We start from the raw sequence: 9,567 nt of genomic DNA on the forward strand, positions 1-9,567 counted from the left end.
TTGGAGGAATATTATGCGAATAGCTATGTCTAAATCTACTAATACTATTAATTTTTATCTTGTAGATGATGTTAAGTTGGATAATGGGAAAAGAAAAACTATTACTATTGAAAAACTTGGTAATTCTCAATTTGTAGCTAAAAAAAACGGTACTGATGATTTTATTGATTTTCTTAAGGATTATGCTAAAGAGAATACTATTGAGCTCAATGAAGGAAATCTGGATATTTCTTTTTCTCTTTTTAATTACAAGTTGATTGATAAGGATTCTTTCAATTCATTTAAAGGTGGTTCCTTTTTTCTTCTAGATATTTATTACAAACTTAAGGTTGATGAGATTTGTGAAGATATTTCTAAGAGGCATAAATTTTCTTTTGATTTGAATGAGTGCCTAGCTTTTATGGTTTTTGATAGGGTTATTAATCCATCTAGTAAATTGACTACTTTTGAGTCGACTTCTTCATATCTTTTAAGGCCTAAGTATGATATTCAGCATTTGTATAGAGCTTTGTCTGTCCTTGCATTGGAGTCTAAGACTCTCATTGCTTTGATACAATTTAATGTTTGACTTTTTGAGAGCGAATTTTATTATTTTGCACACCCCTATTTGAAAAGCGTTAAAAGGTATAAAGGCAATAAAAAAAGACGGTGATTTTACTGTCTTGGGTATGTAAAATTATGAAATTCAAATAATAAAATCTCCCCACCCATTTCCTTTTGCATTATCCTCAAACTTGTATTATAATATAAGTAGCTAGGGGTGCTTTTTAGCTGAGAGATGGTAAAACATTAACCCTTTAAACTTGATTAGGTTAGTACCTTCGTAAGAAAGCTATTTATTTTGAAGTTTAATGGTCCCTGGCTTAGGGGGCTTTTTTTTAATGGCTCTGTAATATTTATTTGTTGTGTTTTACACGAAAGGGGCATACCACCTCGGGTATGGTTGCTCTTTTCGTGTTTTTTATAGGAGGTGAGCTTTTGTTAGTTATTAATGGTAAGGAAGTTCCTTTTGAAAAAGAGAAGTCCTTGTATGAGATTCTTGTGGAGAATTTTTTTGATCCTTCTTTTGTGGCCGTTGAGGTTAATGAGAAGCTGGTTAAGCGTGAGGATTTTAGAGATTTTCTCGTAAAAGATCAGTACAAGATTGAGGTGTTTTCTTTTGTAGGAGGGGGCTGATGGAAGATTTAAGGAAAAAGATTTTAGCTAGGCAAAGGAATGAGGATAATGAAATTTTTAAGGAGGCTACAGTTTCTATTTTAGGATGTGGAGGTCTTGGTTCCAATATTGCCATGATGCTTGCAAGGTCTGGTATAGGTCATATCAATTTGTATGACTTTGACGTGGTTGAGTATTCTAATCTTAATAGGCAAAATTATTCTGTCAATGAAGTTGGCCAAAGGAAGGTAGATGCTACGAAAAATAGGCTAGAGGAGACCCTTCCCTTTGTAGATGTCAAGGCCTATAATATCTACCTTGATGATGAAAATCTCGATCAGATACTTGATGGGGCAAATTATTTTATTGAGGCCTTTGACAATAAGGAGTCAAAGATTAGGGTCTTTGATTATTTTGTAAATAGGGAAGGTAAGTATCTTTTTACTGCATCAGGTCTTTCTGGCCTTGGTAGTCTAGAAGATGTTAAGATAAAGAATTTTGATAATATTACTATGGTTGGAGATTTTTATTCAAAACCGGAGGAAGATGGCCTGTACTTGCCTTATGTTTCTATAGTGGCAAGTCTTGAGGCTTTGGAATGTTTAAAGAAGATAAGGGAGGATTATTATGGACGATAAGTTTATTTTAGGGGATAAGGAGTTTACTTCTAGGTTTATCCTTGGAAGTGGTAAGTACTCAGTAGATTTAATCGATGCGGCAGTCAAAAATGCAGGCTGTGAGATGATTACAGTAGCCCTCCGTAGGGCAAATACTAAGAATGTGGCCAATATTTTAAATTATATACCAAAGGATGTTACTATTATCCCAAATACATCAGGAGCTAGAAATGCAGATGAAGCTATAAGGATAGCCAGGCTTGCTAGGGAGATGGGCTGTGGTAATTTTGTTAAAATCGAGATTATGAGGGATAGTAAGTACCTCTTACCAGATAATGAAGAAACTCTAAGGGCAAGTCAAGTTTTGGCCAAGGAAGGTTTTGTAGTTCTTCCTTATATGTATCCAGATCTAAATTATGCAAGGGACCTAAGGGATGTAGGAGCTGCTGCAATCATGCCACTCGCAGCCCCAATTGGATCAAACAAGGGACTTGTTACCAAGGAATTTATTAAGATAATTATTGATGAGGTAGATCTCCCTGTCATAGTAGATGCTGGAATTGGCGTACCTAGTCAAGCAGCCGAGGCCATGGAGATGGGAGCTGCTGCAATTATGGCCAATACTGCTATTGCCTCTGCCAAGGATATTACTTTGATGGCTAGGGCCTTCAAGCTAGGAATTGAAGCAGGAAGACTCGCCTACCTATCAAAGCCAGGAAGGGTTTTGGAAAGTGGTGCAGATCCATCATCACCATTGAGGGACTTCTTTGATTAATATGAATATAGAGAAAGTTACAGATTATTTCCCATCAATGGAAGTAATTGATTCAGATATAAAAGATATTGTTGATAAGTCTTATGAAAATGTAAGGGAGACTAGGGTAAGTGTCGATGATATTAGGGCAAGCCTTGCCAAGGATAGCCTAAGTGATAGGGACTTCTATAACCTCCTCCAAGACGGGGGCCTAGAGATCCTTGATGAGCTAGGAGAAGTAGCTAGGGAGAAGAGGACAAGGTACTTTGGAAATAATGTGAGCCTTTTTTCTCCACTTTATATAGCAAATTATTGCGAAAATTCTTGCAGGTATTGTGGCTTTAGGGCCAAGTCTGATATCAAAAGAGCCAAGCTAACCTTTGTAGAGATAGAAGATGAAATGAAGGCTCTGGCAGCTACAGGCATAGAAGAAGTCCTAATCCTAACGGGGGAGAGTGAGAGATTTTCTTCAATAGACTATATAGCAAAGGCTTGTGAGATAGCCAAGAAATACTTCAAGACCATAGGGGTCGAGGTTTATCCAGCCAATACCGAAGACTATAAGAAGTTGAGGGCAGCAGGAGCGGACTTTGTTACAGTCTTTCAAGAATCCTACAATAAAAAGGCCTACGACTACTACCATCCTTATGGCCACAAGAGGTCCTATGTCTATAGGATAGAGACCCAAGAGAGGGCCTTGAGGGCAGGCTTTAGGGGAGTTGGCTTTGGGACCCTCTTTGGACTGAATGACCCGATAGAAGAAGCCTACAAACTAGGTATCCATGCCAAGGAAGTCCAAAAGAGATATCCCCAAGCAGAGATAGCCATCTCCCTACCTAGGATTAGACCAACCCATGGGGCAGATAAATTAGATTTTTATGAAGTTAATGACAAGAAATTCTTCCAAATAATGCTTGCGATTAGGATATTCCTGCCCTTTGCATCAATTACCCTATCAACTAGGGAGGATAGGGACTTTAGAAACTTGGCGGTAAAATATGGAGCTACTAAAATATCAGCATCAGTTGATACCTCCATCGGTCATAGGTCCAAAAAATCTAAGGACGAAGGAGATGAACAATTCGAAATCCAAGATGGAAGGTCTTGTGATGATGTCATAAATGATTTGAAAGAAATAGGAATGAGTCCCGTTTTGACAGACTATATAAACTTATAATAGATGCCACCCCAAAAGGAAGGAAAGCCACCGACTTTTTGGGGATTTTTGTACAAGGCTTATATTATTTTATCTAGCAGTCTTGTCTTGATAATTGGCTACTCATTTATTAAAAAAATTAATTATCAAATATAAGGATGAAAGACTTGGTATAAGTAAGTCATAAGAAATATGAAAATAGGAATAAAAACTTCAATGATTTACACCCTATTCTCAGCCATCGTTTTTTCACTCTTGCACTCAGTAAATATCTTGGGAGGTCTTCCAATTAACCAAGTACTTAGCCAATTTATAACTACCTTATCTTCAGGTCTATACTATGTTGTAGTCTATATGGCTGCAAAGAATATAGCCTTACCGATTATCTTCCATGGATTATGGGACTATATTTCCCTATCAGAGATAACCAAGACCTACCCTATCGTAAATTGGATAATCATCTTTCCTGTACTGGCACAATTAATAGCAAGCCTTGTCGTAATTTTTAGTCATAGGAAGTATTTTATGGACAAGTAGGAATATTTGATTATAGATGGTCTATATTGCAAACTTTACCTAGACAAGTATTAATAGAAGGAGGGGGTAACTTATGGATAAAATTTTAATAATTGAAGATAATAAAGACCTTGCCCAACAAATTAAAAGTTATTTGGAAAAATCTGCCTATGAAGTCGATGTGGCCTACTCATTTTATGAGGCTAGCTATAAGATTAATATAGACTTTGACTTGGCTCTATTAGATATTAACCTCCCCGATAAGGATGGAGACTATTTGCTTGGAAAGCTAAAGGATAAAAATATTAGGGTAATAGTTACGACTGTGAAGGACGATGAGGACTTTATAATCAAATCCCTAGATCATGGGGCAGATGATTATCTAACTAAGCCTTTTTCTCTAGCTATACTTAGAGCGAGGATTGATGCGGTTTTGAGGACTCTACCCCTTAGCCAGGATAAAACTATCATCTTTAAGGATATGAGGGTAGACCTCAATAATTCTAAGATTTATTATAAGGAAAGGCCAGTTGATTTAACAGCTCTCGAATATGATATCTTGTTATTTTTTATAAGAAACCCCCACAGGGTCTATACCCGTAGGCAGTTACTGGAAGCCTTTTGGGAAGATAGGGATAGGTTTGTAAGTGATAATACCCTAACATCAACCATCAAGAGGATTAGGGGCAAGCTAGCTCCTTCTGTAATAACTACGGTTAGGGGTATTGGATACAGGATGGATTAGATGGTATATATATTATGGATAATGAGCCTCATTGTTTTTTATTATTTCTTGGAAACTAGGAAGAAAAAAAGAATAGGAGAGCTTAGAGACTTGATTGATAAGTTACAACATCAAGACTATAGGCTTCCTATGAGACAAGATGACTTTTCAATATTGGAAGATGCTATTTACAAGCTTTTTATTGAAATCGTGGAGGCAAAGGAAACTACCGCTAGGTCTAGCGACAAGCAGGTGGAATATTTAGAAGATATAGCTCACCAAATAAAGACTCCCATAACAGGTATGGTCTTTTCTGTAGAAAATCTAGAATTAGACTACCCAGAAGATACTAATATAACCATATTGAAAAAGCAAATTTTGAGACTTAATTCCCTATCGGATATCTTGCTTAAGCTATCAAGCTTAGACGCCAATAAAAATTTGATGAAGAAAGAAGACTTCACGCTAGAGGAGCTAGTTAACTATTGTCTAGAAAGTCTTAATATGATGGGAAGTATTCAAGTGGAACTTAGTGAGAGCCTAGAAAACCATAGGGTAGTTGGTGACTTCTATTGGCTCTCGGAAGCCATTATAAATATTTTAAAAAATGCTAGTAACAGAGAGCTTTGCAGTAAAATATCAATAAAATCAACCAAAAATCCCCTCTACACAAGCCTCTTTATAGAAGATGATGGGGGAGGGATTGCTAAGGAAAATATGAGGAAAATCTTTAAAAGATTCTATAAGACACCTGATTCCAATGGCTTTGGTATAGGTCTTGCCATGGCCAAGTCCATTGTAGAAAAAAATAATGGGGGAATTTCTGTAGAAAATACTGGTAGTGGTGCTTGTTTTATAATTAACTTCTATAATGTCACCTAAAAATCACTTTACTTGTATATACTTACCTTAAAGAAGGAGGCAAGTATGGAAATACTAAGAGTAGAAAATTTAAGAAAAGAATATGGCGAGGGAAATTCTAAGGTAGTGGCCTTAGATGGGGTTGACCTCACAATAGAAAGAGGAGAATTTGTCGCCATTGTAGGCCCTAGTGGGTCTGGTAAATCAACCCTACTACATATCATAGGAGGAGTAGATAGTCCAGATGATGGCAAGGTTTATATAGATGGTAACGACATCTCAAAGTATTCTTCAAAAGAATTAGCATACTTCAGAAGAAGGAAAGTTGGACTTATTTATCAATTTTATAATTTGATTCCAAATTTAACAGTTAGACATAACATAGAACTTCCACTAAAACTAGATAAAAGAAAAATAAATCAAGATGAATTTTCAGATATAGTAAAAAAACTTGGTATAGAAAGTAAACTTGACTCTTTTCCAAGTGAGCTTTCAGGAGGTCAGCAGCAGAGAGTTGCCATAGCCAGAAGTCTTATCTACAATCCATCTATTATATTGGCAGATGAACCGACTGGAAACTTGGATAGAAAAAATTCTAAGGAAATAATTGAAATTTTTAAATATTTTAACAAGACTTTAAAACAGACGATTATCCTAATCACCCATGATGAAGAAATAGCCTTACAAACAAAACGAATTATCACAATAGTAGATGGAAAAATTGTAGGAGATGAAAAAAATGAATAAGAAGAATTTTCCCATTTTTATTTCCTTATTTATTGTAAGTCTATTTTTCACCATTATTTTTTATTTTGGATATAGAAGCTTGACATCCAAATATGGTAATTATATGGCTTCAAGCTTTGATCATGGGGAGATTAAAGAGGAACTCTCAAGTGAAGATGTTAAAAAGTTAAAGTCCATTGAAGATATAGACCTGGTCGGGAAAATGTCCCTTAATCCTGACAACGGAAAGCTTGGAGACGATTTAGTCGTTGTCAACTACCAAGACCAAGCAATCAATAAAATGAGAGAGTATTCAAGACTTATTGAAGGCAGATTTGCTGAAAAGGAAGACGAAATTGTACTATCTAAAAGCCTCGTAGAGAAAAATAAACTTAAAATAGGCGAGCGTGTAGAACTTGATTTAGGCAAAAGGTTTTTAGATGGAGAAGAGATAGGTCCAACAAGTGCAAATACTGGCAGGGAAAAATTTGAGAGCCAAGGTTCTAAAAGCTTTAATTTAGTCGGTGTTTATGGAGACGTCTACAATAAGTACAGTAAACTAAGTTTTGCTCTAGGGCTACAAGATAAAATGACCACTTTTAGAACCTTTGTAAAATTTCATTCATTTGAAGAAGCTTACAAAAATAGAGATAAGATACAAAGTGAAATAAACAAAATACTAGGTAAAGATGTTCATTTAGAATTTTCTGAAAGTCTCATAAACTATTATGGATTAAAAAACGAACCCTTACAAAACTTAACGAGCAAGGCAGTTCTTGTTCTTTCAGTTATTGGATGCATAGCAATATTTGTGTTTTTTATAAAAAACATCTTTTGGGTTTGGGGGCTAAGGAAGATTCGAGAGCTTTCCATTTACAAGTCTATAGGATCTACTAATGGACAAATATATCTCTTGCTCCTAAAGGAAGGACTTGTTACATCTGGAATTCCAATACTTTTAGGACATCTTGTAGGCTTTTTCTCTATATATTATCTGTACAAATACATTCAAATAGACAAACAATTAAGTGAATTTAATCTAGTAAAGTTTAATCCCTTATTAAGTTTAGCAATAATTTTGGTTTCTTTTATTATTGTGGCACTAGCCATTAAATCCCCTGCGAAAAAGATTTCTAAAATAAACATTATAGACGGCATAAGAGGGAATATAGATTTTTCCAAATCAAAGAAGAAAATAGCAAAAGATTTTTGGAAGGAATTAAAACTCAATAACTTAGCTTCAATAAAATCACAGAGATATATTTCTGCCATAGGGATAATAATTATTTCAGTGTTTATAATCATCATAGGCATCTCAAGTTACTACAGAGATTTTTCGTTTTACGATGATGGCTATAATTTCTCTGTTGATTATTTTAGTGAAAACAACCAAGTCCCAAAAATATTAAAAGAAATTGTAGATAAAATTCCTAACGAGAAGTCATATATTTCAAAAGATAAATATGTTCGAGTGGAAAATACTAACGAATTCTCAAAGAAAGCAAAGGCAGCAGGTTTAGATGAGGAAGCGAGAAAGAATATTAAAAAATATAAGGCAAAGGGTATGGATGGATTTATCATCGCCTTGGAAGAAAAAGACTTAAAAGAACTTGGAGGAAAGAAGGGTGAATTTATTCTCTACAATACAATTCAAGAAGATTCTTCTATTCCAATAGCTAAGGCAAAGAGAATTCCATATTTTGAAAACCCACAGACTTTAGATATTAACTTAAATGATTATAAGAAGACGATTAAAATTTCAAAGACTATAACAGATTTGGGGAAATTTAAGTCGAAAACAAGACCCTTCGATGTAAAAGTTTATACAGATTTTGACACTTATTTTAAACTTATGGAAGAGTCCGGAGATGAAAAAAATAAAAACTATGCCTACACTTTAAATATGAAGGTAAAAGATTCTGATACCAAAGATGTAAAAGAATATGTAGAGGCCATGATCAGGGAACAAATTTCACCTGAAGATAGATTTAATATCACAACAGGTGAAGAGACCGCAAAAGATGAATATAATGATTTGAAAAGTCTAATAAAAATTGTAATAGGAATTGCATCGATCATCTTTGTACTAAATATCACAAATGGCTACTCATCCATTAATTTAAGTCTTATGAGCAGAAAAAAAGAAATCGGCAGCCTTTACTCTTGTGGAATGGATGTAGATGAGTTAAAGAACATTTATCAAAAAGAATTTATTGAAGAACAGATAAAGTCCTTTATAATTTCTATTATGGTGAGCTTAGGAGTTATGTTTGTAATATCATTAGTAGCCCCTAGTTTAAGGATGAGTACTTTAATAAAATATTATGACTACAAAAGCTTCCTAGGATTTTCATTAGTCGTCTATGGTATTAATCTAATTATCTACCACTTCTCCTTAAAGAGAATACTAGAAAGGCCTACAATAGAATTGATTAGGACAATATAAAAAAGAAAGGATACCTATGAGACTTTGGCATGAGGACTTAATAAACAAACTACCCAGACAACAACTCCTGGGCCAACACAGGGAGTGTTGCGCCCTTAGGGGCAAGGGTTGGGGGAATAAACATTCGGTAGTCGACTATGTTTTCAAATACTCCCCCTACAAACTCTACCAATACCACACCTTAGTAATGGAAGAGATGACAAGACGAGGCTACAAGGTAAGCAAGGAATGGATAGACAAAAACTATAGGGGCAAAAACACCCCGGCCTATGAAGACCTAGAAGAAATCGCAACTACTAAACCAATTTACAAAGAACACGACAGTGCCTACTTAAGAGAGTGCCTAGATAACCTTAGGGATAAGGGAATAGTAATTGGTGGTTGATTGTAGGGTAAAAAGAATTAATTTATAAAATTCCATAGTATAAAATATTATGTGTAAAATAGAAAAAGAGAACTCAAACTAGTAAAGTTTTGTTAAGAAATAAAATATTTTTGTGGAGGGAATTGTTATGCTGAAAGAGTTAGTGGTGGTCAATCCTAACGTTGTAATTGTGAATTTTTTAAAGAATTAATTATTTTTTCACTGTTTAATTATGATAATCAACAAAG

General features: G+C 34.8%; 11 protein-coding genes and 1 riboswitch. All 11 genes read left to right on the forward strand.

Annotated features, from left to right (window positions below):
* Positions 1-13 precede the first annotated feature (13 nt).
* The 11 genes from MUN42_RS03205 (at position 14) to MUN42_RS03255 (ending at position 9,340) form a co-directional block, all read left to right on the forward strand.
* The gene (locus MUN42_RS03205) at positions 14-568 is read left to right on the forward strand and encodes a hypothetical protein (protein ID WP_243342919.1); all 555 of its coding nucleotides are present in this window, start codon (positions 14-16) and stop codon (positions 566-568) included.
* Positions 569-746: 178 nt separating this feature from the next.
* Positions 747-847, forward strand: a riboswitch (TPP riboswitch).
* Positions 848-978: 131 nt separating this feature from the next.
* On the forward strand, positions 979-1,176 hold the full coding sequence (gene thiS, locus MUN42_RS03210; RefSeq protein ID WP_243342920.1) for a sulfur carrier protein ThiS: 198 nt from the start codon (positions 979-981) through the stop codon (positions 1,174-1,176).
* Positions 1,176-1,793, forward strand: coding sequence for a sulfur carrier protein ThiS adenylyltransferase ThiF (gene thiF / locus MUN42_RS03215; RefSeq protein WP_243342921.1), 618 nt, complete (start codon positions 1,176-1,178; stop codon positions 1,791-1,793). Before thiS ends, thiF begins: the two co-directional genes overlap by 1 nt.
* Complete coding sequence (locus MUN42_RS03220) at positions 1,783-2,547, forward strand: thiazole synthase (RefSeq protein ID WP_243342922.1); 765 nt, start codon at positions 1,783-1,785, stop codon at positions 2,545-2,547. Before thiF ends, MUN42_RS03220 begins: the two co-directional genes overlap by 11 nt.
* Position 2,548: 1 nt before the next feature.
* On the forward strand, positions 2,549-3,703 hold the full coding sequence (gene thiH / locus MUN42_RS03225) for a 2-iminoacetate synthase ThiH (protein ID WP_243342923.1): 1,155 nt from the start codon (positions 2,549-2,551) through the stop codon (positions 3,701-3,703).
* 171 nt (positions 3,704-3,874) lie between these two features.
* Positions 3,875-4,219 carry a CPBP family glutamic-type intramembrane protease gene (locus MUN42_RS03230; protein WP_243342925.1) on the forward strand — a complete coding sequence of 115 codons (345 nt, stop codon included), beginning with the start codon at positions 3,875-3,877 and terminating at the stop codon, positions 4,217-4,219.
* 73 nt (positions 4,220-4,292) lie between these two features.
* On the forward strand, positions 4,293-4,943 hold the full coding sequence (locus MUN42_RS03235) for a response regulator transcription factor (protein WP_243342926.1): 651 nt from the start codon (positions 4,293-4,295) through the stop codon (positions 4,941-4,943).
* The gene (locus MUN42_RS03240; protein ID WP_243342928.1) at positions 4,944-5,804 is read left to right on the forward strand and encodes a HAMP domain-containing sensor histidine kinase; all 861 of its coding nucleotides are present in this window, start codon (positions 4,944-4,946) and stop codon (positions 5,802-5,804) included.
* Between the two features lie 45 nt (positions 5,805-5,849).
* The gene (locus MUN42_RS03245; protein ID WP_243342929.1) at positions 5,850-6,530 is read left to right on the forward strand and encodes an ABC transporter ATP-binding protein; all 681 of its coding nucleotides are present in this window, start codon (positions 5,850-5,852) and stop codon (positions 6,528-6,530) included.
* Entirely contained in the window at positions 6,523-8,955 is a 2,433-nt protein-coding gene (locus MUN42_RS03250; RefSeq protein WP_243342930.1) for an ABC transporter permease, read from the forward strand. Before MUN42_RS03245 ends, MUN42_RS03250 begins: the two co-directional genes overlap by 8 nt.
* Positions 8,956-8,971: 16 nt before the next feature.
* On the forward strand, positions 8,972-9,340 hold the full coding sequence (locus MUN42_RS03255; RefSeq protein WP_243342931.1) for a TIGR02328 family protein: 369 nt from the start codon (positions 8,972-8,974) through the stop codon (positions 9,338-9,340).
* Positions 9,341-9,567 lie beyond the last annotated feature (227 nt).

Origin of the sequence: Anaerococcus sp. AGMB09787 (genome assembly GCF_022808955.1) — a bacterium.
Classification (GTDB): Bacteria; Bacillota; Clostridia; order Tissierellales; family Peptoniphilaceae; genus Anaerococcus.